The following is a 26,213-nucleotide window of genomic DNA, read 5'->3' on the forward strand; positions in this document are numbered from 1 at the left end:
TTTAGCTCCGTTACTAAATGAGTGACTGAGATGTCTGGCTGCGGCACGGGGTGCCGGAAGAGGGGCTAGTTGGCGGGCAGATGAAGCCGGTTCAGGATTTCATCGGCGAGTTCCGCGGGGGAGTGGAGGATGTCGACGACGATGCCCGGTTCGTCGTCTGCCAGCGGTTCCAGGGTGTTGATCTGGGAGGGCAGCAGCGACGGCGGCATGAAATGGCCGCTTCGGGTCTTCATGCGTTCACGAAGCACATCTGCGCTGCCGTTGAGATGGACAAAGTGCACCTGGCCGGCAGCCGTGGCCAGAACATCCCGGTACGTCCGCTTCAGCGCGGAACACGTGACGATGGTTGACCGCCCGTTTTCGGCCTGCGTGTCCATCCAGTTCCGGATCGAGTCCAGCCACGGCCACCGGTCATCATCCGTCAGCGGTGTGCCGGAGGACATTTTGGCAATGTTGGCTGCCGGATGGAACTCATCGGCTTCGGCGGCTATCCAGCCCAAGTGCTTGGAGAGCAGTGTGGAGATGGTGGTTTTGCCGGAACCGGACACACCCATGATGACGAGGTGCTGGGGGACGGGGCTCATGTTTCTCCTTGGGACGCCGTTGTCGCCGGAAGCGGTCGAGCCTCCTCCGAAGTGATCTTGCTGCACAAAGGTATCACCATACAGGTGATTGATAACACCATTGCCGCGTTAGGCTTGTCGATTGTAGATTTCGGGCATCACCGATGCGGAAGACGTCTTAATCAGCCGGGTGCGGACTGCACGTTTGGGAAAGTCAGAGGAACAGCGTGGACAGCAACGGGGTCAGACCGGCAGCAACCGTCATGAACGGGGCCATCATTGATGCCATCGGGGCCGAAATCGTGGCCGGTGAGCTGCTTCCCGGGGACCGGCTGACGCTGGAGGGCCTGCAGGAGGAATTCGGTGTGTCCCGGACCGTGGTCCGGGACTGCATGCGCATCCTGGAATCCATGAACCTGGTCTACTCCAAACGGCGCGTTGGAATAGTGGTGCAGGACCCTTCGCTGTGGAGTGTTTTCGATTCCCGCATTATTCGCTGGCGGCTGGACGGTCCGGGCCGTGACAGCCAGTTCAGGACGCTGACCGAGCTGCGGGTGGCGGTGGAGCCCATGGCGGCGGCCGGAGCTGCCCGCTACGCCGGGGCCCAGGACCGCAAAGCACTGGTGGAACTGGCCGGACGGATGCGGATACTGGGTGAACAGGGCAGCCTCGATGACTTCCTCGCCGCAGACATTGCCTTCCACAAGCTTCTGCTGCGTTCCAGCGGCAATGAAATGTTTGCTTCCCTCGACGAGGTGGTGGCGGCAGTGCTCACGGGACGCACCAGGCAGGGCAGGATGCCCGAGCATCCGCGCGAAGTGGCGCTGCAGGGCCACGAGCGCGTTGCGCAGGCCGTGGCCGAGGGCAACGGCGAAGCGGCCATGGAAGAGATGGCCGTCCTGATGGAAGAGGTCCGGGCGGCCATGGTTTAGCGACCGGACACGTTTAATTCGTCCGGACACAGCTGCGGCCGGCTCCTCCTCAAGGAGGGGCCGGCCGCGGAGCCGCGATGCTAGACCGTTGCCCCGGTGTTGGCGTCCTCCGGGGTGACCACAACTGCCGTGGCCTTGACGTTCTCGGCATCCACCATCCAGGCGTACTGCTCCAGCTTGCTGATGAAGCCGTGCAGGATATCCGCGGTGGTGGGGTCTTCTTCATCCACCTGATCGTGAACCTTGCGCATGGTGCCCACCGCTGCGTTCAGCATGGCCACTGTCAGGGTCACGGTGTCCTTGGTGTCCACCAGTCCGGCAGGGAACGGCGCCAGAGAGGTGCCCTCGGCCACTGCAATGCTGCGGCCGTCGGGGACGGCCTGCAGGGCGCGCATGCGCTCGGCCAGCTCATCGGCGAACGCGCGGGCGTCCTCGATGATTTCATCCAGCTGCAGGTGAAGGTCGCGGAAGTTCTTGCCCACAACGTTCCAATGTGCCTGCTTGCCCTGCAGATGCAGCTCAATGAGGTCCACCAGGACGGCCTGAAGATTGGTGGTCAGTTCTTTAGATGCCTTCACGTTTCCTCCAATAGTGACGAAATATGTTGACGCAAGACGCCTGCATTTTGCGGATTTCCGTTTCCGGAGCCGCCGCAGCCGCCAACCTAAGCAACCTTACCTTCTGGTTGAAGTCCGCAGGTCCGTTGGGTAGCGTGAGGGGCCCGGAGGCAGAGCAAGGGCTTCCGCCAGGCACGATGCGACTACCGGAGGGACCTTCATGACCACCGTAGAAGAATCCATAAATGTTGCAGTTCCCGTGTCCACCGCTTACAACCAGTGGACGCAGTTTGAATCATTTCCCCAGTTTATGGGCGGAGTTGTCTCCATCACACAGGCTTCGGAAACTCAGAACCACTGGGTCACCAATATTGGCGGAGTCCAGCGCGTTTTCGACACGGAAATCACCGAACAGCATCCGGACGAGCGGGTTGCCTGGAAGAGCACCGACGGAACTTCGCACGCCGGAGTGGTGACCTTCCACCGGCTTGGCGACGCTGAAACCCGCGTGAGCGTGCAGCTGGACTGGGACCCGGAAACGTTTATTGAAAAAGTGGGTTCGATGGTGGGGGCGGATGACCGTCAGGTCAAGTCCGATCTCAAACGGTTCAAGGAATTCATTGAGGGCAAGGGGAGCGCCACGGGCTCCTGGCGGGGCAATGTCGATGCACCGCCGACGGCGGCGGACGCGGCGCCTGCGCCCACCACCTCCACTTCCACCTCGGGGCTGGCAGCGGCGCCGGAAGCGGATCCGGCAATGGATGACCCCGAATCGGGCGGACCGCGGGCGGGGTTCTAGCCCTCACCGCGCCGGAGAGACTTCATCTGTCACGCCTCCAACCAGTCGGTGGAGACAATGTGGGAACCGCCCTGCGGCCCCATCTGCAGCATCCCGCCGTCCACGGGCCAGGAGGCACCGGTCACGTAACTGGCCGCCGGGGAAGCAAGGAACGCAACAACCGCCGCAATTTCCCGGGCGTCCCCCGGCCGGCCCAGGGGGATGCCCGGGCGGCGCGCCTGATGCGGATCCTCGTCAGCCTGGTCCGTCATGGGGGTCGCAATCTCCCCGGGTGCCACGGAGTTCACCGTAATGCCGTAGCGGCCCAATTCCAGGGCCATGACTTTCATCAGGCCGCCCAGGCCGTGCTTAGAGGTGGTGTAGGCCGCTGAACCAACCCGAGGCTGGGTTTCATGAACGCTGGTTACGGCAATGAGCCGGCCTTCCCTGCCGGCGTCGACCATGATTTTGGCAGCGTGCTGGAGGCACACGAATGCTCCGTTGAGATTGGTGTCCAGAGTCTGCTTCCAAGTGCTGAAGTCCAGGTCCAGGAAAGGTTTTCCGTCTCCGGTTCCAGAGTTGTTGACGAAGACATCCAATCCACCCAGCTCTGCCGCCAGCCGGTCGATGACCTCTCCGCAGCCGGGAAGGTCGGTAGTGTCCAGGTGAGCGGTAAAACTCTTGCGGCCCTGCGCCCGGACCTCCGCCGCAGTGTCCCTAGCCCCTGCTTCATCGGTGTGCCAGGTGATGCCCACGTCCATTCCGGCTGCAGCCAGGGCAACTGCCGCGGCCTTGCCGATGCCGGAGTCAGAGCCGGTAACTATTGCCGTGCGGGGAGTAAAAACCATGGCTGTATTCCCTTTCGGAGTCCGGTCAAACGATGATGCTAAGCATGCTTCCCATGTTCAGGGGGTTGTGCAAGAGTTGAAGAACCATTCGCCGCGGGGAATATGTCGTGAGTATCAGCGGCCGCAGCCGGTCAGGCAAAGGAGTTTCCAATGTCCTATCCCATCAGCGGCAGGTCTCTTCGCCGCACCAACGCCCAGAAAGCTTCCTGGTATTTCGGCTTCGTCTTTCTCCTGATCGGGGTCCTGGGTTTTGTCCCGGGAATCACGGGGAACTACGAAGCCCTGTATTTTTCCGGTCATACGTCCGAGGCAGTCCTGCTCGGCGTCTTCCAGGTTTCCATCCTGCACAACATCGTTCATCTGCTGTTCGGCTTCCTGGGGCTTCTCATGGCCCGGACCCACAGCGCGGCCAGGATCTACCTCATCGGCGGCGGCATCGTTTATCTGCTGCTGTTCATCTTTGGCCTTGTTGTTCCCCATGACTCAGCAGGGAACTTCGTCCCCCTCAATACTGCGGACAACTGGCTGCACCTGATCCTGGGCGTCGTCATGGTGGGGCTCGGCCTGCTGTTCGGCACACGTTCAGCGACGACGGGGCGCACCTCTCCCGCCTGACCGGGCGGCAGCACGGCGCCGGCCGCCGGCACCGGGCTGTCCGGGTGTCGAGCTGGAAGGTAAAGGACCGGGATCTTCCGGTCCTTTACCTTTGTCCCCGGCGGCAGGGCCGCTCTGCCGGAGCGGGGTGTCCACGCGCTGCGAATAGGAATCCGGGCCGCGGTGCTGGCAAACTGGGGGCAAAGATTCCCAACACGGCACCACGGGCGGGCAGCACCGATCCTGGAGTGAGGACAGGACACGGTGGACAGCACAACTATTTCCTCCGCGGATCGGCGGTTCGGCGCGCGGGGCGTGCCGGGACTGCCCGACGTGCACCGGAAAGCGGCGGCGGCAGCGGGCAGCGCCGCGGACTCGCTGGCACTCGCGCAGGAACTCTCGCAGGAAGCTCCGTTCCCCGGACAGGGGCGGACCGGGCAGCTGTGGTCCATTCTGGCCACTGTTGCTGCCGCTGATCTGACTGCCGCCCGGGCCGTTGAACCGCATCTGGACGCCCTTGCCATCCTCAACCAGGCCGGAATCGCCGCGTCACCCGGAACCTGGGGGGTCTTCGCCGCGGAGGGTCCCGGCATGGCCCTGAACGCCGTCCAGTCGGCCGGCGGCTGGGAGCTCACCGGACGGAAGCCCTGGTGTTCGCTGGCGGCCGGCCTCGACCATGCAGTGGTGACCGCGCACACCGGCGACGGCCGCCGTCGTGCCTTTGCTGTAAACCTGCGCCAGCCTGCAGTGGAACCGCTGCCGGGACACTGGGTCAGCCGCGGGCTGGCCAACGTGGACAGCGGACCGGTGGATTTCCACGGCGCTGCGGCCCGCCCGGTCGGAGCGGACAACTGGTATCTGGATCGCCCCGGTTTTGCCTGGGGAGGAATGGGGGTTGCCGCCTGCTGGTACGGCGGGGCAGCAGGGGTGGCACGCCGCCTCTACGCTTCCGCAGCGGATCGGGAACCGGACCAGATTGCCCTGATGCTGCTGGGCAAGGCGGACACCAGGCTCCAGGGTGCCCGCGCAGTGCTGGAATTTGCTGCCGGGGAGGTCGACGCCGGGCGGGCGGAAGGCGTTGACGGAGCCGTATTGGCCCACCGTGTGCGCAGTGTTGTGGCAGATGCGGCCGAAGACATTCTTGCCCTCACGGATCACGGACTCGGTCCGGGCCCGCTGGCGCTTGAAGAGGACCACGCCCGACGCACGGCGGACCTGCGGATTTATCTGCGCCAGCATCATGCTGAGCGTGACTCTGCGGCCCTGGGCCGGGCCGTGCTGCAGGGCGGGGATGCCCCGTGGTGACCTTCAGCCACCTGGACCAGTCCGTGCCGGAAGAAGAGTGGATCCGGGTTCTGGGCAGCTGCAGTTCCCTGGACCTGGACCGGTTGTTTCCGGGGGCATCCTCCCGGCTGGTGGTCCTGGCCGCGCATCCCGATGACGAGACGCTTGGTGCCGGCGGACTCATCGCGACCCTCGCGTCCCGCGGCGCTGCCGTCGACGTTGTGGTGGCGACGGCGGGCGAGGCGTCCCATCCTGATTCGCCCACCAACACGCCTCAGGAACTGGCCCGTGTACGCCAGGGAGAGCTGACCGCTGCCGTGGCGGAACTGGCGCCCGGAGCGGCCGTTCATTTCCTGAATCTGCCCGACGGCGCGCTTGCGGAGCACCGGAGCGAACTCGACGCGGCCCTGGCCGCCGTCGTGGGCACCGACACCGAACACACTGTGCTGGTTGCCCCCTGGCGGACCGACGGGCATACCGACCATGATGCGGCCGGCCGGGCTGCCGCAGGACTCGCCCGGACCCTGGGGCTGCCGCTCCTGGAATATCCGATTTGGCTGTGGCACTGGGGAAAGCCCGCGGATGTCCCGGCGGATCTGATGCTGCTTTCCCTCGGCGATGCCGCGCCCGCCAAGGCCCGCGCCATGGCGGCGCATGTCAGCCAGGTGAAGCCGCTGTCGTCGGCGCCGGGCGATGAAGCACTGCTGAGCCCGGGTGTGCTGGCGCATTTTGAGCGAAACTTTGAGTCCTTTGTGCTGACCCGCCCGCGTCCGCCCCGCCAGGTGTTCGAGGACCTCTACCGGAGTTCGCCGGATCCCTGGGACTTTGAGGACAGCTTCTACGAGCACCGCAAGCGTGCCCTGAGCCTGGCCATGCTTCCGCGCCCGCGGTTCGCGTCCGTGTTTGAGCCCGGCTGTTCCATTGGCGTGTTCACCCGGGAGTTGGCCGGCCGGGCCGATGCCCTGACCGCAACGGACATCAGCGAGCGGGCGCTGGAGCTGGCCCGGACCCGGCTGTCGGGGCTGGACCAGGTGCGCCTGGTGCAGGGTGCCGTGCCCCGGGACTGGCCCGCGGGCCGCTTCGACCTGGTGGTGGTGTCGGAGATCGGCTATTTCCTCCAGCACAGTGAGCTGGAGGAACTTGTCCGGCGGACCGAAGCGTCGCTGACGGAGGACGGCGTGGTGCTGCTGTGCCACTGGCGTCATCCCAACGAGGGCTGGGAGCTGACCGGGGACCAGGTCCATGAAGCCTTCCGGGCACAAAGCGGACTGCGCGTGGTTGCTGAACACTGCGAGGAAGATTTCCGGATTGATGTCCTGGCCCGGACGGCAGCACCGTGACTCATGCCTGCGCCTGAATATCTGGCCGTGGTCATTCCGGCCCGCAACGAAGAACAGCTGCTGCCCGCTGCTCTGTCCTCGGTTGCCGCTGCCGTCAGGTTCCTCGCTGAAGCCTGCGGTGTCCGCGCTGGGATAACCGTGGTGCTGGATTCCTGCACCGACGGAACCGCAGAGGCGGTGGCCGACCTGCAGGCCCGCTGGGCGCCCGAGCTGCAGCTGCAGGCAGTGGACGGGGCCTTCGGCACAGTGGGCGCGGCGCGCGCCGCGGGAATCGCCTCCCTGCCGCTGCGTCCCGGGCTTTGGATTTCCACCACGGACGCGGACACAGTGGTCCCCCGGGACTGGCTCCTGGGCCAGTACCGTCTTGCCGCCGCAGGCTACGGCCTGGTTTTGGGCACTGCAGTTCCGGATCCGGAAGATCTGACCGCGGAGGAACTCTCGCGGTGGCAGAGCCTCCATGCCCTGGAGGAGGGCCACGCCCATGTGCACGGTGCGAATCTGGGTTTCACCGCGGAAGCGTACAACCGGGCCGGAGGCTTTGCGCCGCTGTCTGCCCATGAGGACGTGGACCTGGTCGCCCGGCTGAAGGCGTGCGGGACGCCGTGGATCGCCACGGACAGCATCCGGGTGACCACGTCCGGACGCCGGGACGGACGGGCACCTGATGGTTTTTCCCTCTTCCTGCGCCAGTTGCTCGGCACATGATCCGGGGCTTCCCGCAACGCAACTTCCTGCTGCGGGTTCTGGTCACCGGTGAGAGGGATGGTTAGCGTAGGGGAATGGACGCTACCGAAATTCAGCACCGCATCTCAGAACTCGTGGAGAAGGAACAGGCTCTCCGTGACTCCTCAGCCACGGACCACCCCGAAGACCGGCTGGAGCAGCTGAAACGGGTGGAAGAACAGTTGGACCAGTGCTGGGACCTGCTGCGGCAGCGCCGGGCCCGGATCGATGCCGGTGAAAATCCCGACGACGTGAGCGTCCGGCCGGTGGGTGAAGTCGAAGGCTACCGCCAGTAGGCACAGCCGCCCTAGCTGCGGGGGAGGACCTCGCGGGCAAGCGTGGACATGCCCAGGACGCGCCGGAAGGGACTGTTTCCCCGTACCGCTTCCAGCAGTGCCCACACCAGCAGGGAACCCTTGCTCAGGGTGCCCATGACCTCCCGGTATTTCGGCGTCAGCGCCATCATGGAGGCAGCGCCGAACCCGGCCCAGGCGAGGATGGGCAGGTTGGGGACTTCGGCGATGCGGATGCGTCCGTTGCGGTCCCGGAAAAAATTGGTCAACGCCATGGTCTAGGCACCCTTCCTGGTTTTGGTTGCGGTCTTGCGCGCCGCGGGCTTCTTTTCCGCAGGCTTGTCCTCTTCGCTCTTGGTGCCCGACGACGACCGTGTTCCGGAACCGGAGGACTTTGAGCCGCCCGATTTCTTGTCGCGGTTCTTTTCCACGCTGCGGCGGAGGGCTTCCATGAGGTCCAGGACCTTCCCGCCCTCCTCTTCATCTTCGGCACCGAAAGTCTCGTCGGTATCCACGGCTTCGCCCTTTTCCAGCTTTGCCTCGATCAGCGTTTTCAACTGCTCCTGATAGTCGTCGGTGAACTCTGCCGGGTTGAAGTCGGAGCTGAAGGATTCCACGAGAGTCGAGGACATTTCCAGTTCCTTGGCGCTGATGCGCACCTTTTCGTCCAGCGACGGGAAGGCCGCTTCCCGGACTTCGTCCTCCCACAACAGGGTTTGAAGGGTCAGAACATCGCCGCGGACCCGCAGGGCACCCAGCCTGCTCTTCTGCCGCAGCGAAAACTGCACAATGGCCGTGCGGTCGGTGTCCTCCAGGGTACGGCGAAGCAGCACATAGGATTTGGTCGATTTTGAGTCCGGTTCCAGGTAATAGGTCCGGTCAAACAGGATGGGATCCACCTGATCGCTGGGGACGAATTCAACGACGTCGATTTCGCGGCTTTTCTCCACCGGCAGGGATGCCAGATCCTCGTCCGTGAGGACAACGGTCTGCTCGCCGTCGTCGTACGCCTTGGCTATGTCCTTGTACTCCACCACCTCGCCGCAGATTTCACAGCGGCGCTGGTAGCGGATGCGCCCGCCGTCCTTCTCATGGACCTGGTGCAGGCTGACGTCGTGGTCCTCTGTGGCGGCATAGACCTTGACCGGCACATTGACCAGCCCAAATGCTATGGCTCCCTTCCAGATCGCTCTCATGTAGTCCAGTGAACACTAAACCCGGGCGCCCCGGCCAGAGTGCCGCTAACCGCTCAGTGCCGCCAGTTCATCGCGAATTGCGCCGTAAACCTCCGGGTTGGAAAAATAAGCGCTGTGCGAGGCTGGAAAAGGTTCCCCCGACACCACTTCCCGGTCTGCAATCCGGGCGCCGCGCCCGGCGAACACCTGCTCTGCGCAAAAGGACAAAAGATCCCGTTCATCCCAGAAATTCAGCCAGGGCACCGGAACGATTCCCTGCCCGCCCGGCCCCAAATACGTGAGCCCGCCGAGCAGACAGAGCCAGGGACTTTGGGAGCCGGCCGTGACCAGCAGGTCCACCCGGGGCCCCTCGGCCTGCCATTCGGGGCTGCTCACAAGATCGACGGCGGCTACAGAACCCAGGCTGTGGCCGAAGAGAATCACCGGGGCATTTTGGTCCACCGTGCTCATTGCCTGAGTGACGGCGGCTCGGGCCGCGGCTCCGCGGCGCAGGTAGAAAACGATGCTGCGGGAGAAATCCGAGGCTGCCGCCATGAGCGGGACCCGGCGGCGCACCGCGACGTCGGTGACCAGGTTCAAGGTCAGGCGCTCCAGGGTGCTGCCCAGCAGAGTCTCCATGGCATCCGGGGACGGAATGTTCTCCGCGGGAGCAGTGTCTCCGGGCGGCGGGTTGGCGGGGCTTTCCGGCGCGGGGGCGGGCCCGGTTTCAGCCGCGGCGGCGGGCACGGCGGGGAGATACAGGGGCGGAGCGGAGTGCACCTCCAGTCCCGCCAGCGCCAGCGCCCGCCCGGTGTCCGATGCCGGCGGTGCTGCAGCTGTTTCCTGCCGGTACCGGGGAGGCAGCGCCGGAACCACGCTGACGTCCGGGGCGCCGCCGGCTTCCCAGGCCACATTCAGGACCGTGTAGCGCGAGAGCACCGGATCCTGAGCCAGCATGGAACGGATGGTTTCCGCCGGCACGGGGTCCGGATCGCCGGTGCCCTGCAGGAAAACCAGGGTTCCGGTGCCGTCGGGATTTGCGGGGGACATGAGGGCCTTCCTGGTGCAGTCGAGTGCCGGGCTTTGGGGCTGTCCGCCTTGACCGTCGAGACAAGGCCACTCTGCCCGCCGAATTCGGGCGTGAGCTCGACACTCGGCGGGACTCTCGGTCATGATCCCGACACTCGGGCGGAGTTGAAGCATGATCAGGGCGCTACTCTCACATCTTTGGCCCCGGACCGCCAGAGCCGAACGGCGGAACAGTCAGCCGACTCATGCCGAGCTTCGGGTCAACTTCCAGGGGCCGCCGGCCGGGTCCGGAGGCAGGTGGTGAGCGGCGGACCCGGCAGGCGGATAATGGAACCGGTGACGAAGGACAGGACTGTGGACAGGGCAGATTCAACCCGCGGGGACCTTCCGGGCGGTCCCGAACTGACAGTGGGCCAGGTGGCCGAGCGCAGCGGCGTGAGTGTTTCCGCCCTGCACTTCTACGAGCGGCAGGGGCTGATTTCAAGCGGGCGCACTGCCGGAAACCAGCGGCGGTTTGACCGCTCGGTGCTCCGCCGCGTGGCCGTGATCCGGGCGGCCCAGCATGCGGGGATTCCGCTGGCCACCATTGCCCAGGCCTTTGAGGAACTGCCCAGGGACGGGGTGCCGGACCAGGCTGACTGGCAGCGGCTCTCGGGGGCCTGGCGCCAGGATCTGGACCGCAGGATCCACCAGCTCACGGCTCTGCGGGACCGGCTGGGAGGCTGCATCGGCTGTGGCTGCCTCTCTCTGGCCGACTGCCGCTTCGTGAACCCTGATGACGCGTCGGCAGCCGGCGGCACCGGCGCCAAGGTCCTCGAACCCTGACGGATTTGACCTCAACCAATGTTGAGGTTTTACCGTGGAATGGATTCACCCCGGATCTGACAGAGGCGGCAGACGCCGCAGCACAGGAAGCAGTGCCTTGACCATGACTTTCCCTGCCACAAACGACGTTGTGGAACAGTTCAAGAACGTCTTCCGCGCGCACCCAGCCGGAGTGGCCATCATCACTGCCGCTGACGGCGACGGCGACGGCGCGCCCGCGGGCCTCACGGCGTCGTCGGTCTCCTCAGTCTCCGCGCAGCCGCCCATCCTGGCCTTTTCCCTGGCGTCCGAGAACGGATCCGCGGGCGTGGTGGCGAACGCCGAGACCCTGGTGGTCCATCTGCTGGACGCCGAACACACGGATCTGGCGTCGCGGTTTGCCCGTCCGGGCCAGGAGCGCTTCACGGAGGATCTGCAGTGGAGCCGTCTGCGCACCGGCGAGCCGCTGCTTGCCGGCATTCCCCGGGCCCTGCGGTGCCGCATCCTCTCCCGCACCCCGGTGGGCAGCTCAGTGCTGATTGCCGCTTCCGTGCTGGAGATCGTAGGGGACAGCAGCGCGTCCGAGCCGCTGGTTTATCACAACCGCACCTATCACCGCCTCAACGGAGACTCGGCCATTTCATAACACGGCCAGCGCAGGACCTGCTGGCTAGGCTTGGGGCACCATCCTCCCGCCCGCTCGAAGGATCGCCGTGGCCTCAGTTGTCCAGTTCCGCGTCCACCCCGTTAAAGTTCCGCTCCTGCGCCCGTTTACGACGGCGGTGCGCAGCGCGGACACGCTGGAAACGGTCCTGCTGGAGCTGGTTGACGACGGCGGACACACCGGCTGGGGCGAGGCGCCGATCAGCCGGGTTACCGGAGTCAGCACCGCGCAGGTGCTGGCCGCGGCGGAAGAGACTCTCGCGCCCCTGGTGCTGGGAACAAAAACCCGCGACTTTCGGGAGACCGCCCGGGACATAGCCGCAAGTGCTGCCCCGGCCGCGGTCCGCATGGCCGCGGACTGTGCGCTGCACGACCTGGCCGCGGCCGCGGCGGAACTGCCCCTGGCACAATTCCTGCTGGACTTTTATCCGGGGCTCTCCGGCGGAACCGAGCAGCAAGTCATCTCCGGACGCCTGCTCACTGACATGACACTTTCCGTTGACGAGGCACCCGCGCTGGCTGCGGCAGCACGCGGCTACGTGGACGATGGTTTCCGGTGCCTCAAGGTGAAACTCAACGCAGACGGTGATCCCGTCGACCGGCTGCTGGCCGTGCGCAACGCCGTCGGCCCCGGCATTGCGCTTCGGGTGGATGCCAACCAGGCCTACACGGCGGCGGAAGCCATTGCGGCGATCCGGGGGATGGAGGCCGCCGGGGTGGGGCTGGAACTGGTGGAGCAGCCCGTACCTGCCGGTGATCTGGCCGCATTGGCCGAGGTTCGCTCCCGCGTAAAGACGCCGATTATGGCCGATGAAGCCGTATGGGACCGCTCCGATCTGGAAGCCCTGCTGGCCTGCGGCAGTGCAGACCTGGTCAACGTGAAACTGGCCAAGGCCGGCGGGATCTACCCGGCCGTTGAGCTGGTGCTGCGGGCCAGGGCAGCCGGACTGGGAGTGCTGGTGGGCTGCATGCTGGAGAGCACCGTGGGCATCGGTTCCGCGGCGGCTCTGGCAGCGGCCGCAGGTTTGCACGGCACCTTTCCGGGCAGCAGCGGACAGGATCTTGACGGCGGCCTGTGGCTGCGGGAGCCGGCGGTTACCGGGGGTCCGGCCTACGCCGGCGCGGAAATACTCCTGCCCGACCTCCCCGGACTGGGAATCCGGGGACTTGCCGCCCGGGTCGCCAGCCAGAGCTGAGGCCGCGGTCCTAAACGCGCTCGCCGGCGGTCAGCGTCCACGCGAGGGTGGAGACGGCGGCAATCACCTCGGCCGCCGCGTCCGGTTCATAACCGCGGGTGCACACTGCCAGGAGGATCCCGCTGCGCAGCGGAGCACAAACCGCTGTGCCGGAAGGCGCCAGAAAAGCGGCGTCATGGGTGATGCCGGTGACCCACCCCGACTTGCTGCCCCACACCGGGCGAAAGCCGGCGGCTTCGAGTGCGGGGCCGATCCTGCCGAATTCCTGGGCCTGCAGAAAATCCAGCATGAGCGCGGTTGATTCGGGGCCGGCAGCTTTCCCCGTTACCACCGCGTGGAGCACCCGGACCAGGTCAGCGGCAGTGATTTCCTGGGTCAGGCCCGCCTCCAAGGCAGCCAGGTCGCCGATCATACGTTCCATTTTGGAGGAGCCGGCGCCCAGATCGGCGAGCACCGCGTTGACGGCGTCGAACCCCACCAGCTCCACCGCCAGATTGGTGGCTTCGTTCGAGCTGACAACGATCATCCGTTCCAGGACGCGGCGCAGCGTTGTTGCCTCCCCCGGGGCGGGCATGCCGGGATCCACTTCGTCGGGCTCGAAACCGAATTCGCCGGCGCCGGGAACGGAACTGGTAAAGGTCGTTCGGCTGGTCAGTGTCATGTCCAGGGAAAGGTCCCCGGAGTCCACCGCGCGCAGAACCGCAATCAGGACCGGAAGTTTGATGGTGCTGGCCGAGTAATACCGCACGTCTTCGCGGTATCCCGCAAGCTGGTTCCCCTCCATGCTGCTGAGGGCATATGAGACGGAGGGAACCCCGTCACTGTAATCCGAGACAACAGGCATCAGTGTTCCTTTCCAGGCTTCGGGCTTCAGGTTTCAAAGTCGGGTGCTTCAGGCATCGCAGGGAAGGGCCGCGTAAACGGTTTCGTTGACCAACGGGCGCAGGCGGCTGATGTCCGAGGACGTCCGGCTTGGGTGCACCCGGTTCGTCAGGAGAACCACTGTGACCCGCCGGCCCCGGTCCGTGAGCAGACTCGTGCCGGTAAACCCGTTGTGGCCCCGAGCCTGGGCGGCGGGCAGGCCCATCCATCCGGTCTGCCCTATCCGCAGACCCAGCCCCTGTCCGTAGCCGCTGGCCTCCTGAGCAGCACCGGCAGCTGCCGGGCCCATAAGCGCCGGCAGCTGGTTGGTCCACATCTCCTGCGCGGCCGCCTCAGGCAGCAGCTCCGGGAATCCCGCACGCAGCCGTTCTCCAAAGGCCAGCAGTGCGGACGCCGTGCCGAACAGGCCGGCGTTTCCGGCGGCGCCGCCCACAACAAAGGCACTTTCATCATGGACCTGGCCGCGGACGGTGCCGCGTCCCAGCTCCGGGCAGAATTCGGTAGCGGCGCAGCGGTCCGGATCGGGGGCGAAGGTCAGGTCCGGAATTCCCAGCGGATCCAGCACCCTGGAAGTGAGAAGGTCCGGCCAGGGCGTGCCGGCAGCGGTTTCAGCCACCGCCATGGCGGTGTTGTATCCCACGCAGGAATACGCAAAGGACCGGCCCGGGCGGTGGAGAAGCCCGGTGTTCAGCAGATCATCGAGGAGCTCGCGGCGCTGGGGACTGCGGACGCCGGGCGGAGCCTGGGGGAAGGGCCGTCCGCGCCATCCGGACCAGGTGGGCGGCAGGCCGGACGTGTGGGTGAGCAGGTGCCTGAGTGTGAGTGCCTCCCGGTCCGGGTCCCCCCGGTATGCCTCCAGCGTGCGGGAAACCGGGGCATCAAGGTCCAGCAGACCCTCCTGAACCAGCACCAGGCAGGTCAGAGCGGTGAAAATCTTGGTAATGGACGCGAGGTCGTACACGGTTTCCGCCGCCGCGGCGACGCGCGCTGGCGGAGCCAGCAGGCCGCCGTCGTTCCCGTACCGCACGCTGTCTCCCGCCGCCACCGGTTCCAGGGCCTTGCCGTCGACGGCGACGGCGCAGACAGCGGAGGGGGTGTCACCGTTTGCCGCGGCAGACTCCAGCAGCTGCCGGAGCCGGTGAAGCAGGCCGCTCTCCTGCGCCGGTGAAAGGGGCATGTCAGTTCAGGACCAGCCGCGGGGCAGGTCCCGCCTCCAGGGTGGCGGTGACGCCCAGCGGCAGGCTGGCTGCGGCGTCTCCGTGCCCAAAACCCAGTTCCTCCACCAGGGGGATATTCAGCGGAGCGAGGACTTCAAGGCAGAGATCGCGGATGGGGGCATAGTCGCCGCAGTCCTTCCAGGAGCCCAGGGCAATCCCGGCCATACCCTCAAACCAGCCGGCCCGCAGGAGGGTCTGCAGCATGCCGTCAATCCTGAAGACCTCTTCGGTGACGTCCTCCAGCAGGCCGATGCAGCCGGCATTGGATGGCTTGGCCTGCCCCCGGGCGCCCATGGTCATGGCCAGCAGGGAGAGGTTTCCGCCCACCAGGCGTCCGGTGGCGGTGCCCTGCACCAGCGCTGCCGCCGACGGCGACGTGTAAACGCGGCCGGAGAAGGGCGTGAAGAGTGCCTCGTGCACTCCGGTGCGGGCAGGTTCATCCCGAAGGAAGGCATTGGTGGCAATCATGGGAGTAAACCAGGTGGCAAGTCCCAGCTGCTCGGCCCAGTATTCGTGCAGCGCCGTCACATCGGAGGAACCAATCAGGGCTTTGGGCCGGGCGGCCGCCAGCGCCGCCGGGTCGAGCAGGTCCAGGACGCGCACGGCGCCGTAGCCGCCGCGGACCACGAAGACGGCGGCCAGCGAGTCATCACACCACGCGTCCTGCAGATCGGCGGCGCGGCTGGCATCCGTTCCGGCCAGGTACTCAGCCCGGGGATGCCGGTCCCGCAGATGCTTGCCGGGAACCGGGACCAGCCCCCAACCCTGCAGGACGGTGATTGCCTCAGCCAGGGAGTCCGGCAGGGGAGGCCCGGAGACAGCCACCAGGCCCACGCGGTCCCCGGGCTTCAGCGGGGTGAGTTCGGGGAAGTCCGCTGCGCTGTTCATGCGGTGCTGCCGATCGGTGCCTCCGGCTCTGCGGCATCAGCCGGCACGTTGTTGGTGGGGACCACGCTGAGCAGCCGGCGGGTGTATTCGTGCCGCGGGTGGAGCAGCACCTGTTCCACGGGGCCCTCCTCCACGATTTTGCCCTGGTACATGACGACCACGCGGTCGGCAATGTTCCAGGCCAGGCCCAGATCGTGGGTGATGACCAGGGCGCCGAGCCCGAGTTCACAGCGCAGGCGCAGGAGCAGGGCCAGGATTTCCGCCCGGACAGAGGCGTCCAGGCTGGCCACGGGCTCATCGGCTACCAGGAACTCCGGATCCAGGGCCAAAGCTCCGGCGATGACGACGCGCTGGCGCTGGCCGCCGGAGAGTTCCTGCGGGATGGCCGAGAGGTAGCGATCAGGCGGGGACAGTTCGGCCCGCCGCAGGGCTTCCACCACGAGTTCACGCTCGTCGCCGGGCATCTTGTGCAGGCGGGGTCCTTCGGCGACCGCTTCGTAGACGCTGTGCTTGGGGTTCAGTGCGGCGGTGGGATCCTGCAGGACGAATTGGACGCACCGCCGGTAGGCCTTGAGTGCCTTGCGGTTGTGGGCCAGCGGTTTGCTTTCGAACAGTACCTCGCCGGACGTGGGTTTCTGCAGGCCCAGCAGGGTCCGGGCCAGAGTGGTTTTGCCGGAACCGGACTGGCCCACCAGGGCCACGATCTCGCCCCGCCCGCAGCGCAGGTTCACGCTGTCCACGGCCCTGACCGCGCCGGCGCCGCGGCCGGCAAAGCTGACGGACAGATTGCGGGCCTCCAGCACCACGTCCTCCGGGTCCCGCACCGCTCCGCCGGCCGCCCGCTGCTCCTGCGTGGCCGAGGGAGCATCCGGAGCGGTGTACTTGGGCAGCCGCAGCCGCGAGGACAGATCGCCAATCAGGGGAAACGCTGCCGCCAGGGCCCGGGTGTGGGGGTGCCGGGGATTGCGCATCACCTCCGCGGAAGGACCGTCTTCCACGATCTTTCCGCGCTGCATCACCACAATGCGCTCGCAGGTGGCGGCCAGGACGGACAGATCGTGGCTGATCATCACCAGGGAGAGCCCGCGGGAGCGGACCAGTCCGGTCAGCACGTTCAGGACCTGCGCCTGCACCACCACGTCCAGCGCGGTGGTGGGCTCATCGGCAATAATCAGTTCGGGTTCGCAGGCCAGGGCCATCGCGATCATGACCCGCTGCTTTTGTCCGCCGGAAAGTTCATGCGGGTAGGAGGCACCTTTTGCCGCAGGCAGGTCCACCAGTTCAAGCAGTTCGGCAACCCGGGCCAGCCGCTGTTTCTCCGTGCCGTAGGAACCCTTCAGCTCCTTGGCATGGATCATCAGTGCCTCCGCAATCTGGTCCTGAACCCGGCGGACCGGGTTCAGGGAATGCATGGCGCCCTGGAAAACAATGGAGGCCTCCGTCCAGCGGACCGCGCGCAGGCGTCCCCAGCTGAGGTCGGCAACGCTCTGGCCGCCGAGCAGGACCTTGCCCTCCACTTTCGCGTTGGAGGGCAGCAGGCGCAGGACGGACATGGCCAGGGTGGACTTGCCGCAGCCTGATTCTCCGGCCAGGCCCACCGTTGAACCGGGTTCCACCGTGAGATTCACGCCGTCGACGGCGACCATGGGCTTGGGTCCTTCGTCCGTCTGCGTGGTGTAGGTGACCCGTACATCGGAGAATTCGAGCCTGGGCATTAGCGTCCTCGCAGGGTGGGATTGATGACTGATTCGACGGCGCGTCCCACCAGGGTGAAGGACAGTACCACCACCACAATGGCCAGCCCCGGGGGCAGCACGTACCACCAGAAACCGCCCGTGGCGGCGCCGGTGTCCAGGGCAGTCTTGAGCATGGAACCCCAGGAGATGCTGCTGGGATCGCCCAGGCCCAGGAAGGACAGGGTGGACTCGGCGATGATGGCGGATCCGACGGTCAGCGTGGTATTCGCCAGCACCAGCGGCATCACGGCCGGCAAGACATGCTTGCTGATGATGTGCGCGTCCGACGCGCCCAGGGCCCACGACCGTTCAATGTAGGGACGGGATTCCACGGTCAGGGTCTGCGCCCGCACCACGCGGGCCGTGCTGGCCCAGGAAGTAATCCCGATGGCCACCACAATGGTGGCGACGCCGGCGCCGATGATGCTGGACAGGACAATCGCCAGGACGAGCCCGGGAACCACCAGGAAGAAGTCGATGGCGCGCATCAGGACAGCCTGCGTAGCTCCGGTGAAGTGGCCGGCAGCCATGCCCATCAGGGTACCGATCACCATGGACACCGCCGTGGCGGAGAAACCGACGAGCAGGGACACCCGCGCCCCCCAGATCAGCAGGGCCAGGACGCTTCGTCCGGAGGGATCGGTGCCCAGCGGATTGGCGGCGGAAGGCGGATCGTTCTGCGGCGAGGTCAGCTGCGTGACGTCCAGCGTGGACGCCGGAGCCAGGACGGGCGCCAGCAGGGCCAGGGCAATCACGGCCAGCAGGATCACAAGGCCCGTGACGCCGGCCTTGTTGCGGCTGAATTCCTTCCAGGTCTCCCTGGCCTGGGCCGCCCGCCTGGCGGCGGCCACGTTCCGCCGGCCGCCCCGCGGCGGTCCGGCAGCGGGGACCGGGGAATCCGGAGCGGGAACGGTTTGTGGATCCTTGACACTCATGAGGCACGCAACCTGGGATCGATGATGCGGTACACGATGTCCGCAAAGAAGTTCATGATGATCACGATCGAGGAGAAGACCACGAAGGTGCCCTGCAGCAGCGGGAAGTCCGGGGCGGACAGTGCCTGGAAGGTGAGGTAGCCCAGCCCCGGCCAGGAAAACACGGTTTCGACCGTGACCGCTCCGCCCACCAGCCCGCCCAGCGTCAGGAAGATCAGGGTCACGGTGGGCAGCATGGCGTTGGGGACCGCATGCCGGCGCCGCACGTCGTCTTCCCGCAGGCCCTTGGCCCTGGCGGTGACGAGGTAGTCAGCGGACATTTCCTCGAGCAGCGACGCCCGCATCACCATCAGGTACTGGGCGTAGACCACGGCAACCATGGTCAGCACGGGAAGCACCATGTGCCGGCCCACATCCACGATCATTGCCAGGCCGGTATCCGTGCTGCCGGCCGTGACCATGCCGCCGGTGGGGAACCAGCGCAGTCCGCCGGCGAACACCAGCAGCATCAGCAGCCCCAGCCAGAAGGTGGGCACGGACCAGAAAAACAGGGCCAGCCCGGTTTGGGTCTTGTCGAAGGCCGAGCCCCGCCGCCATGCCGCCCGCTGGCCCAGCCACAGGCCCAGGACAACGGACAGCAGGGCGGCGGTGCCGGTCAGGAGCAGGGTGGGGCCGATGCGGTCCCCGATGAGCTCCATGACCGGCCGGTTGTACGTGTAGGAATCACCCAGCTTCCCCTGGAACAGGTCGGTCAGGTACCGCCAAAACTGTCCCAGCAACGGCTGGTCCAGCCCGTACTGGCGGCGCAGGATGTCCATCTGTTCGGCGGTCACCTGGCGTCCGTCAGCCAGGGAACGCACCGGATCCCCGGGCAGGATCCGGAAGGCGAAGAACCCCAGGACAATGACCATGATCAGGGAAACGGCGGACCCGCCCGCCTTCATACCGATGTAGTAGAGCCAGGAGGAGCCCCGGCGCGGTTCATCGATATCCAGGCGGGCGGGAACGACGTCGCTCTCGCTGAGCGCTTCAGCCATGGCTAGGCGCGGTCTTCCGCGCTGCTGCCGCGGCGGCGGATAAAGACGATCACGGCGATTCCCAGGATGACGACGACGGCGATCGAGACGATGAGGGCGGTGTTGGTTCCGCTCTCCTCGCTGGTGCCGGCTTCGGCAACATCGGCACCTATGGGAGTGGCGCTGTAGTAGCCCCACGGCCCGTTCTGGGAGGTGATCACGCCGCCCTCCGACGGCTGCGTGGTGAACGGTTCCCACTTGTCCGAGCGGTAGGCCTCAAGGCTGTTGGCGTAGAAGAGCACCTTGTTGACGGCGGAGTTGTAGATGATTTCCTGGGCCTGCTGGACCAGTTCGCTGCGCTTGTCCTGGTCCAGTTCGGCGTGCTGGGCGAGGTAGAGCTTGTCGAATTCCGGATCGCAGAGACTGTTCTCCGAGGTGGCGCCGGTGCCGTCCGCGTTGGGACGGGAGCTGCACTGGTTGATGGACAGCTGATAGTCCGGATCCGGGCCAATGCCCCAGCCGGTGAAGTACATGTCGAAGTTGCCGAAGGTCGAATCATCATTGACCTGGGCCGGAGCCTTCATTTCGGTGTTGATCTCAATGCCGATGGCCTTCATCCACGGACCGATGTAATCAGCCATCTGCTGGTGCGTGGGATCAGAGTTGCGCCCCATCAGGCGGAGCTTGAGGGGCTTGCCCTCCTTGTCCAGGCGGATGCCGTCGGGGCCCATGGCGTAACCGGCCTCGTCCAGGACCTTATTGGCTTCCTCGGGGTTGTAGGCCAGGGGCAGCTCGTCCGTGTCCCAGTGATAGAGCGGGTAGGTCATGGGAATCTCGCCCGTGGCCTCCTGGCCCAGGCCCTGCAGGACCTTTTCCAGCAGGGTGTTGCTGTCAATGCCCATGGCAATGGCCCGGCGCAGTTCCGGATCCTGCAGCGCCGGATTACCGTCCCCGAGCACTTCGTTGTCCACCGTGGTGGTGCCGGGGTTGATGGCGATGGCCTGGTAGCGGCGGCCGGTTCCGGCGTTGGTGGTGATGCCCGGCTGGTTCTCCAGCGCCTTGTACTGGACCGGGGTCAGTCCGCTGACAACGTCGATTTCCCCGGTCTTCAGGGCCTGCACGGCGGCGTCGCTGTTCTTGTAAGGGACCCAGGTGATGCCGTCCACTTTGGCCTTGCCCTGCCAGTAGTTGGGGTTGGCCTTCATGGTGACCCCTGCGGCTTTGTCATAACTGACCACTGTGAACGGGCCGGAGCCAACGGCATCCTTGTCATTCTCGAAGGCAGCCGGATCGCCCACCTCGGACCAGATGTGCTCAGGCATGATCGGCAGCTGGGTGCCGGGGTTGGAGGCCTGCGGCGCGCTGAGGGTGATGACCAGGGTTTCGTCATCCTCGGCCACCACCTGGGACACGCTGGTCAGGAGGGCGCCGTTGGCCTGCTTGAGCTCATCGTTGTTCTGGATGGCGCTGAAGGTCCAGGCGGCGTCATTGGCGGTGATGGGTTCGCCGTCGGACCATTTGCGGTCCGCGGGGATCTTGAACGTCCAGACGGTGCCGTCTTCGGAGGTCTCCCAGCTTTCGGCCATGCCCGGAATCTCTTCGTTCTGGTCCGGGCCGTAAGCCACCAGGTTCTGGTACTGCAGGGCCAGGATGTTGGAACTGGTCGCGAGGATGGCGAGGAACGGGTTGAGCGTGTCGATGTCGCCGGTCAGGGCCAGTTTCAGCGTGGAGCCGCTGGATTCATCCGCCGCATAGGCTGCCGGCGCGGCGGCCGGACCCGTGGTGAGGGCAAATGAACCGGTCACGGCGGCGCAGAGGATTCCGGCAGCTGCCGCGCGGCGCAGCAGAGGGCCGGATCCCCGGGGGCGCCCCCCGGCGGCAGGGTTTTTCTGTCTGAACTGCATAGCGTCCCCTTCATCCAGCTGTGGAGTGACAGGTACCCAAAGCGCTTCCCGCTGCCCTGTACCGATAGCGGGATCCGGCGGCAAAAACTGCGGACGAAACGGCCTGCGCCCTGTGAGCAGCACCACATTGGTGCACCCTGTGGGGACAGTGTAAGTAACTAACAGGGATATACCAACTGTTGCAAAACACTTTCGGAAAGAGCTGCGTCACCGTTATCGTTTCTCCAAAACTTAAGGAGCGTCCGTGCCCGTTGACCCCGCCCGGCTCTGTGCAGAACTGATTCGTTTCGACACCTCAAACTTCGGCGAGGGCAAGAGCAACGGGGAGCGGGGCGCGGCGGAATACGTCCTGAACCTGCTGACCACGGCGGGTTACGACGCCGCGCTGCTGGGGCCAGAACCGGACCGCAGCTCGGTGGTGGTGCGGGTTCCGGGCACGGACTCTTCCCTCCCCGGGCTGCTGGTCCACGCTCATCTGGACGTGGTGCCGGCCGAGCCCGAGCAGTGGAGCATGGACCCTTTTGCCGGCACTATCCGGGACGGTTACATATACGGCCGAGGCGCCGCAGACATGAAGGACATGGTGGCCATGACCCTGGCCACGCTGCTGAACTGGGCAGAGGAGGGGGTCCGTCCGAGGCGGGACATCGTGGTGGCTTTTGTGGCGGATGAGGAAGACAAGGGCGACTACGGCGCTCTCTGGCTGGCCGCGGAGCATCCGGAACTCTTCGCGGGCGTGGAAGCCGCAATCGGGGAATCCGGAGGCCATGCCACCCTTCTGGAGGCAGCGGACGGTTCTGAGGTCCGGCTCTATCCCATTGCCGCCGGCGAGCGGGGTACCCTCCACATCAGGGTCCGGGCGGAGGGCATTTCGGGCCACGGATCCCGCCCCGTTCCGGTCAACGCCGTACAGAACCTCATCAACGCCCTCCACCGCGTGGGCAGCTATTCCTGGCCGCTGGTCCTCACCCCGGTGGTCCGCCGGTACATCGAGGAGACGACGGCGGCACTGGGATTCTCCGCCGACCTGCGCTCGGATGCCGGCGTGGAAGCTGCCATCGCCGCCATGGGCGAAGCCGGAACGGTGGCCGGCGTGACGGTCCGCTGCTCCTCCACCCCCACGGTGCTGCGGGCCGGCTACAAGGTGAACGTGATCCCCGGGGTGGCGGAAGCCGACGTCGACATCCGCTGCCTTCCCGGCACCGAGGAGGAAACCCTGGCCACCGTTCGGGAGCTGCTGGGGGACGCAGTTACCACCACTTTCCTCTCGCACCAGCCGCCGGTGCAGTCGCCGGTCGACTCCCCGTGGTTCGAGGCAATGCGCGGGGCACTGCTCCGCCATGATCCGCAGGCCGTTGTGGTGCCCATGTGCATGGGCGGCGGAACGGATGCCAAGGCCTTTGCTCCGCTGGGAATCGACTGCTACGGGTTTGCGCCCCTGGCCACGGATCCGGAAGGGCGCAGCATCCAGGGCGTCCACGGAGTGGATGAACGGGTTCCGGTTGCCGCCGTGCAGGGAGGCCAGCAGATCCTTCAGGACTTCCTGACCGGCGTCTGAGCCGCTGCACGCCGGACCCGGCCGGCCCTCCGGCACGCGGAGCGCAGCGGGGTGTGCTTCCACCGACCGGCTGGCATAGAGTCTTCTGCAGTGACACGGGGTGCCGACAGGCTGAGATGAAACCCGTTGAACCTGATCTAGTTCGAACTAGCGAAGGGATGTCGCGGATGACTATTCGCCTGACACCGTTAACCGTTTCAACGCTCCTGGCGCGCCTGCGCGCCGAACCGCCGCTGGTGCAGTGCCTGACCAACGCCGTGGTAACAAACTTCACCGCCAACGTTTTGCTGGCCCTGGGCGCCGCGCCGGCCATGACTGACATTCCGGGAGAGGCCGGACCGTTCGCCCGGGTGGCCTCCGGCGTGCTGATCAACCTGGGCACTCCGCACGAGGAACAGCGCCGGGCGATGCTGGAAGCCGCCGCGGCGGCGAATGACGCCGGCACGCCTTGGGTGCTGGACCCGGTGGCGGTGGGCAGCCTTCCGGTGCGCACCGCTTTGGCGGCGGAACTGCTGGCCCTGCGGCCAACGGCTATCCGCGGCAACGCCTCCGAGATCATTGCGCTGGCGGGACTGGGCTCCGGCGGCCGCGGCGTCGACGCCACCGACGATCCCGAGAGCGCCCTGCCCGCAGCCGTTCTCCTGGCGGAAAAACACGGTTCCGTGGTCGCCGTATCGGGGCCCACGGACCTGGTCACGGACGGCACCGGCACGCTGCGGATCAGCAACGGAGATGCCCTGCTGACCCGGGTGACCGGCGGAGGCTGCGCGCTGGGGGCGGTCACGGCCGCCTTCCTCGCCGTGGCTGACGACGGCGGAGCGCTGGCGGCGGTTGCCGCCGCCACCGCCGCATACACAGTGGCTGCGGAACCCGCAGCCGAGGCCTCGGCCGGACCCGGAAGCTTCGCCGTCGGATTCCTTGATGCCCTGGCCGCCCTTAACGAGCAGGACCTGATGCAGCGGCTGGTTAGCGCATGAACGCCGGCGCGGCTGACATGTCCCGGTCCCGGGAGCGCATCCGCACCAGCGGCATTTACCTGGTGACGGACACCGCCCTGTGCGGGCCGCGCGGCGTCATCGACACCGTCCGGGCCGCGGTGGCCGGCGGGGTGGAGACGGTCCAGGTACGGGAAAAGGACGCCCCGGCCGCGGACTTCTACGCTTTGGTCCTCGCCGTCGCCGAAGCCGCAGGAGACCGCGCCACCGTGCTGGTGGATGACCGGGTGGACATCTACCTGGCGGCCCGGGCCGCCGGCGCACGCGTGCACGGAGTCCACGTGGGCCAAACGGACCTCCCCGCCGAGGTGGTGCGCACGCTCGTGGGCCCGGACGCCGTCGTCGGGCTGACCGCCAACACTCCCGGCCATCTGGACGCCCTCCGGGCGCTGCCGCCGGGAACCGTGGACTACCTTGGGGCCGGCGTCATCCGCCCCACCCGCACCAAACCGGACCACCCCGAGCCGCTGGGGGTTGCCGGATTTGCCGACTTTGCCGCCCGGACCCCGCTGCCGGTCGTGGCCATCGGCGGGATCGTCCGCGAAGACCTCGGCCCGCTGCGGGCCGCCGGTGCCACGGGCGCAGCAGTGGTTTCGGCGATCTGCGGGGCAGCCGATCCGCGGCAGGCGGCAGCGGAACTCGTCCGTGCCTGGCGTGCGGGGGCCCCGGCATGAGGGCCCGGATTCCGCGGATCCTGAGCATCGCCGGAACAGATCCCACCGGCGGCGCAGGTATCCAGGCGGATCTGAAATCCATTGCGGCCACCGGTGGATACGGCATGGCGGCAGTGACCGCCCTGGTTGCCCAGAACACCCGGGGCGTGCGGTCCGTGCACACCCCGCCCGCTGCCTTCCTGCGCGAACAGCTGGAGGCCGTGAGCGACGACGTCGGCATCGACGCCGTAAAGATCGGCATGCTCGGCAGCGCGGACGTGATTCAGACGGTGGACGATTGGCTGGCAGCACTGGAGGTTCCTGCGGTGGTGCTGGATCCGGTCATGATTGCCACCAGCGGTGACCGGCTGCTGGATCCCGGAGCCGAGGCCGCACTGCGGCAGCTGTTGCACCGGGTGGACCTGGTGACGCCGAACCTTCCCGAACTGGCGGTGCTCGTGCAGGAGCCCGTTGCTGAGTCATGGGAGCGGGCACTGGCACAGGGAGAGCAGCTTTCCGCCGCCTACGCAGTCAAAGTCCTGGTTAAGGGCGGTCACCTGGCGGGGGACAACTGTCCCGATGCCCTGGTGGATGCCGCGGCGGCACATCCCCTGGTGCTGGAGGTGCGGGCACCCCGGGTGGACACAGTCAACACGCACGGCACCGGCTGTTCGATGTCGGCGGCCATGGCCACGTATTACGCCCGGACGGGCCGGTGGGACCTGGCGTTGACGGCGACCAAGGACTGGCTGCAGGAAGCCCTGGCGTATGCGGATGAGCTCGACGTCGGCGCCGGCCACGGCCCGGTGCACCACTTCCACGGGATGTGGGCGCGGGGACTGGAGCCCGCCGGGCCGCAGGAATCCGTACAGGAACCGGTGCAGGCACCGGTGCCGGGGGTGGAACCGGCCGGGCCGCACACGGCCGCGCTGTGGGAGCAGACCGCTGCCGCACGGGCGGAAATCGACGGGCTGGATTTCGTGCGGGACCTGGGAAGCGGGGATCTGGACCGCAGTCTTTTCGATTCCTACCTCACCCAAGACGCGCTGTACCTCCGCGGCTACGCCCGGGCGCTCGCGCGGGCCAGTGAACTGGCCCCCAACCTCGCGGAACAGATTTTCTGGGCCAAGGCGGCCCACGATGCGCTGGCAGCGGAAATGGACCTGCACACCTGGTGGCTTCCCGAAACGGGAACGGCGGGGCAGGTCATCCCGCCGGGTCCCGTGACGAGCGGATATGTGGAGCACCTGCTCGGGCGCCTGAGCGGTGCCGGTCCGGACAGCAGCCGCGGGAACCTTGAATACGAACGGCTGGTCGGCGCCGTCCTCCCGTGTTTTTGGATCTATGCGGACGTGGGCACCCGGCTTGCGGAGGCCGGTCATTCCGGCCACCCGTACGCCGGTCATTCCGGCCACCCGTACGCCCGGTGGCTGGCCGCCTACAGCGCCCAAGCCTTTAGGGAGTCCACGGTTTCCGCCGTGCGGATCCTGGAAACCCTGCTTGAACGCAGCGCGGCCGACGCCCGGACGGTCATCTGCGAGGCGTTCAGGGAATCAACCCGCCGGGAGTATGAGTTTTTCGCCGCCGGCACGGCAGAATCGTAACCACGGCATCGGAGCGGGTGAAGGCGGACGTCTCCGCCGGGTACCC

At 66.6% G+C, this 26,213-nt stretch carries 27 protein-coding genes and 1 riboswitch; of the genes, 14 read left to right on the forward strand and 13 right to left on the reverse strand.

The genetic code is table 11. The annotated features are described in order from the left end of the window. Positions 1-65 precede the first annotated feature (65 nt). Entirely contained in the window at positions 66-584 is a 519-nt protein-coding gene (locus AC4D2Q_RS05390; protein WP_490945546.1) for a gluconokinase, read from the reverse strand. 206 nt (positions 585-790) lie between these two features. Between AC4D2Q_RS05390 and AC4D2Q_RS05395 the strand changes: the two genes are divergently transcribed. Further along, positions 791-1,495 carry a FadR/GntR family transcriptional regulator gene (locus AC4D2Q_RS05395; RefSeq protein WP_490945547.1) on the forward strand — a complete coding sequence of 235 codons (705 nt, stop codon included), beginning with the start codon at positions 791-793 and terminating at the stop codon, positions 1,493-1,495. A gap of 80 nt (positions 1,496-1,575) precedes the next feature. On the opposite strand, the gene AC4D2Q_RS05400 is transcribed toward AC4D2Q_RS05395, so the two are convergent. Beyond that, on the reverse strand, positions 1,576-2,073 hold the full coding sequence (locus AC4D2Q_RS05400) for a Dps family protein (RefSeq protein WP_490927456.1): 498 nt from the start codon (positions 2,071-2,073) through the stop codon (positions 1,576-1,578). A gap of 199 nt (positions 2,074-2,272) precedes the next feature. On the opposite strand from AC4D2Q_RS05400, the gene AC4D2Q_RS05405 reads away from it, so the two are divergent. Further along, positions 2,273-2,851 carry an SRPBCC family protein gene (locus AC4D2Q_RS05405; protein WP_490945548.1) on the forward strand — a complete coding sequence of 193 codons (579 nt, stop codon included), beginning with the start codon at positions 2,273-2,275 and terminating at the stop codon, positions 2,849-2,851. Between the two features lie 29 nt (positions 2,852-2,880). Here AC4D2Q_RS05405 and AC4D2Q_RS05410 read toward each other — a convergent pair whose 3' ends face one another. Next, positions 2,881-3,678 carry an SDR family oxidoreductase gene (locus AC4D2Q_RS05410; RefSeq protein ID WP_490945549.1) on the reverse strand — a complete coding sequence of 266 codons (798 nt, stop codon included), beginning with the start codon at positions 3,676-3,678 and terminating at the stop codon, positions 2,881-2,883. 150 nt (positions 3,679-3,828) lie between these two features. Between AC4D2Q_RS05410 and AC4D2Q_RS05415 the strand changes: the two genes are divergently transcribed. The 5 genes from AC4D2Q_RS05415 to AC4D2Q_RS05435 all read left to right on the forward strand — a co-directional run bounded on the left by AC4D2Q_RS05415 (position 3,829) and on the right by AC4D2Q_RS05435 (position 7,915). Beyond that, entirely contained in the window at positions 3,829-4,293 is a 465-nt protein-coding gene (locus tag AC4D2Q_RS05415; protein ID WP_490927459.1) for a DUF4383 domain-containing protein, read from the forward strand. Between the two features lie 243 nt (positions 4,294-4,536). Then, positions 4,537-5,577 carry an acyl-CoA dehydrogenase family protein gene (locus tag AC4D2Q_RS05420; RefSeq protein ID WP_490945550.1) on the forward strand — a complete coding sequence of 347 codons (1,041 nt, stop codon included), beginning with the start codon at positions 4,537-4,539 and terminating at the stop codon, positions 5,575-5,577. Continuing rightward, a complete protein-coding gene (locus AC4D2Q_RS05425; RefSeq protein ID WP_490945551.1) occupies positions 5,574-6,896 on the forward strand; it encodes a PIG-L family deacetylase in 1,323 nt (440 codons plus the stop codon). Before AC4D2Q_RS05420 ends, AC4D2Q_RS05425 begins: the two co-directional genes overlap by 4 nt. A gap of 3 nt (positions 6,897-6,899) precedes the next feature. Beyond that, positions 6,900-7,601: a glycosyltransferase family 2 protein gene (locus tag AC4D2Q_RS05430; RefSeq protein ID WP_490945552.1), complete on the forward strand. Its 702-nt coding sequence runs from the start codon at positions 6,900-6,902 to the stop codon at positions 7,599-7,601. A 74-nt stretch (positions 7,602-7,675) separates the two neighbouring features. Beyond that, positions 7,676-7,915, forward strand: a complete 240-nt coding sequence (locus AC4D2Q_RS05435) for a DUF2630 family protein (protein WP_490945553.1) — start codon at positions 7,676-7,678, stop codon at positions 7,913-7,915. Between the two features lie 11 nt (positions 7,916-7,926). On the opposite strand, the gene AC4D2Q_RS05440 is transcribed toward AC4D2Q_RS05435, so the two are convergent. From AC4D2Q_RS05440 to AC4D2Q_RS05450, 3 genes are read right to left on the reverse strand one after another with little or no spacing between them, the layout of a single operon-like run. After that, positions 7,927-8,187: a hypothetical protein gene (locus AC4D2Q_RS05440; RefSeq protein WP_490945554.1), complete on the reverse strand. Its 261-nt coding sequence runs from the start codon at positions 8,185-8,187 to the stop codon at positions 7,927-7,929. Positions 8,188-8,190: 3 nt separating this feature from the next. After that, positions 8,191-9,108 carry a non-homologous end joining protein Ku gene (gene ku / locus AC4D2Q_RS05445; protein ID WP_490927465.1) on the reverse strand — a complete coding sequence of 306 codons (918 nt, stop codon included), beginning with the start codon at positions 9,106-9,108 and terminating at the stop codon, positions 8,191-8,193. A gap of 45 nt (positions 9,109-9,153) precedes the next feature. Next, on the reverse strand, positions 9,154-10,137 hold the full coding sequence (locus AC4D2Q_RS05450) for a hypothetical protein (protein WP_490945555.1): 984 nt from the start codon (positions 10,135-10,137) through the stop codon (positions 9,154-9,156). A gap of 333 nt (positions 10,138-10,470) precedes the next feature. On the opposite strand from AC4D2Q_RS05450, the gene soxR reads away from it, so the two are divergent. The 3 genes from soxR to AC4D2Q_RS05465 all read left to right on the forward strand — a co-directional run bounded on the left by soxR (position 10,471) and on the right by AC4D2Q_RS05465 (position 12,779). After that, a complete protein-coding gene (soxR, locus tag AC4D2Q_RS05455) occupies positions 10,471-10,941 on the forward strand; it encodes a redox-sensitive transcriptional activator SoxR (RefSeq protein WP_490945556.1) in 471 nt (156 codons plus the stop codon). A gap of 103 nt (positions 10,942-11,044) precedes the next feature. Then, a complete protein-coding gene (locus AC4D2Q_RS05460; RefSeq protein ID WP_490945557.1) occupies positions 11,045-11,566 on the forward strand; it encodes a flavin reductase family protein in 522 nt (173 codons plus the stop codon). 67 nt (positions 11,567-11,633) lie between these two features. Continuing rightward, complete coding sequence (locus AC4D2Q_RS05465; RefSeq protein WP_490945558.1) at positions 11,634-12,779, forward strand: mandelate racemase/muconate lactonizing enzyme family protein; 1,146 nt, start codon at positions 11,634-11,636, stop codon at positions 12,777-12,779. A 10-nt stretch (positions 12,780-12,789) separates the two neighbouring features. Here the strand turns inward: AC4D2Q_RS05465 and AC4D2Q_RS05470 are convergent, their stop codons facing one another. From AC4D2Q_RS05470 to AC4D2Q_RS05500, 7 genes are read right to left on the reverse strand one after another with little or no spacing between them, the layout of a single operon-like run. After that, a complete protein-coding gene (locus AC4D2Q_RS05470; RefSeq protein ID WP_490945559.1) occupies positions 12,790-13,623 on the reverse strand; it encodes a serine hydrolase in 834 nt (277 codons plus the stop codon). Between the two features lie 48 nt (positions 13,624-13,671). After that, positions 13,672-14,838, reverse strand: coding sequence for a serine hydrolase domain-containing protein (locus AC4D2Q_RS05475; protein WP_490945560.1), 1,167 nt, complete (start codon positions 14,836-14,838; stop codon positions 13,672-13,674). 1 nt (position 14,839) lies between these two features. Next, positions 14,840-15,766 carry a S66 peptidase family protein gene (locus AC4D2Q_RS05480; protein ID WP_490945561.1) on the reverse strand — a complete coding sequence of 309 codons (927 nt, stop codon included), beginning with the start codon at positions 15,764-15,766 and terminating at the stop codon, positions 14,840-14,842. Further along, positions 15,763-17,481: a dipeptide ABC transporter ATP-binding protein gene (locus AC4D2Q_RS05485; RefSeq protein ID WP_490945562.1), complete on the reverse strand. Its 1,719-nt coding sequence runs from the start codon at positions 17,479-17,481 to the stop codon at positions 15,763-15,765. The genes AC4D2Q_RS05480 and AC4D2Q_RS05485 overlap by 4 nt, the downstream gene beginning before the upstream one ends. Continuing rightward, positions 17,481-18,437: an ABC transporter permease gene (locus AC4D2Q_RS05490; RefSeq protein ID WP_490945563.1), complete on the reverse strand. Its 957-nt coding sequence runs from the start codon at positions 18,435-18,437 to the stop codon at positions 17,481-17,483. The genes AC4D2Q_RS05485 and AC4D2Q_RS05490 overlap by 1 nt, the downstream gene beginning before the upstream one ends. After that, a complete protein-coding gene (locus AC4D2Q_RS05495) occupies positions 18,434-19,474 on the reverse strand; it encodes an ABC transporter permease (protein ID WP_490927475.1) in 1,041 nt (346 codons plus the stop codon). The genes AC4D2Q_RS05490 and AC4D2Q_RS05495 overlap by 4 nt, the downstream gene beginning before the upstream one ends. A gap of 2 nt (positions 19,475-19,476) precedes the next feature. Further along, entirely contained in the window at positions 19,477-21,357 is a 1,881-nt protein-coding gene (locus AC4D2Q_RS05500) for an ABC transporter substrate-binding protein (RefSeq protein ID WP_490945564.1), read from the reverse strand. A gap of 244 nt (positions 21,358-21,601) precedes the next feature. Between AC4D2Q_RS05500 and AC4D2Q_RS05505 the strand changes: the two genes are divergently transcribed. The 4 genes from AC4D2Q_RS05505 to AC4D2Q_RS05520 all read left to right on the forward strand — a co-directional run bounded on the left by AC4D2Q_RS05505 (position 21,602) and on the right by AC4D2Q_RS05520 (position 26,167). Beyond that, positions 21,602-22,915: a M20/M25/M40 family metallo-hydrolase gene (locus AC4D2Q_RS05505; RefSeq protein WP_490945565.1), complete on the forward strand. Its 1,314-nt coding sequence runs from the start codon at positions 21,602-21,604 to the stop codon at positions 22,913-22,915. 86 nt (positions 22,916-23,001) lie between these two features. Beyond that, positions 23,002-23,091, forward strand: a riboswitch (TPP riboswitch). Further along, positions 23,074-23,892, forward strand: coding sequence for a hydroxyethylthiazole kinase (gene thiM / locus AC4D2Q_RS05510; protein WP_490945566.1), 819 nt, complete (start codon positions 23,074-23,076; stop codon positions 23,890-23,892). It overlaps the preceding riboswitch by 18 nt. Next, positions 23,889-24,584, forward strand: coding sequence for a thiamine phosphate synthase (gene thiE / locus AC4D2Q_RS05515; RefSeq protein WP_490945567.1), 696 nt, complete (start codon positions 23,889-23,891; stop codon positions 24,582-24,584). The genes thiM and thiE overlap by 4 nt, the downstream gene beginning before the upstream one ends. Then, positions 24,581-26,167: a bifunctional hydroxymethylpyrimidine kinase/phosphomethylpyrimidine kinase gene (locus AC4D2Q_RS05520; RefSeq protein WP_490945568.1), complete on the forward strand. Its 1,587-nt coding sequence runs from the start codon at positions 24,581-24,583 to the stop codon at positions 26,165-26,167. Before thiE ends, AC4D2Q_RS05520 begins: the two co-directional genes overlap by 4 nt. Positions 26,168-26,213: the final 46 nt, after the last annotated feature.

The organism is Arthrobacter sp. TJ-178, assembly GCF_058269275.1.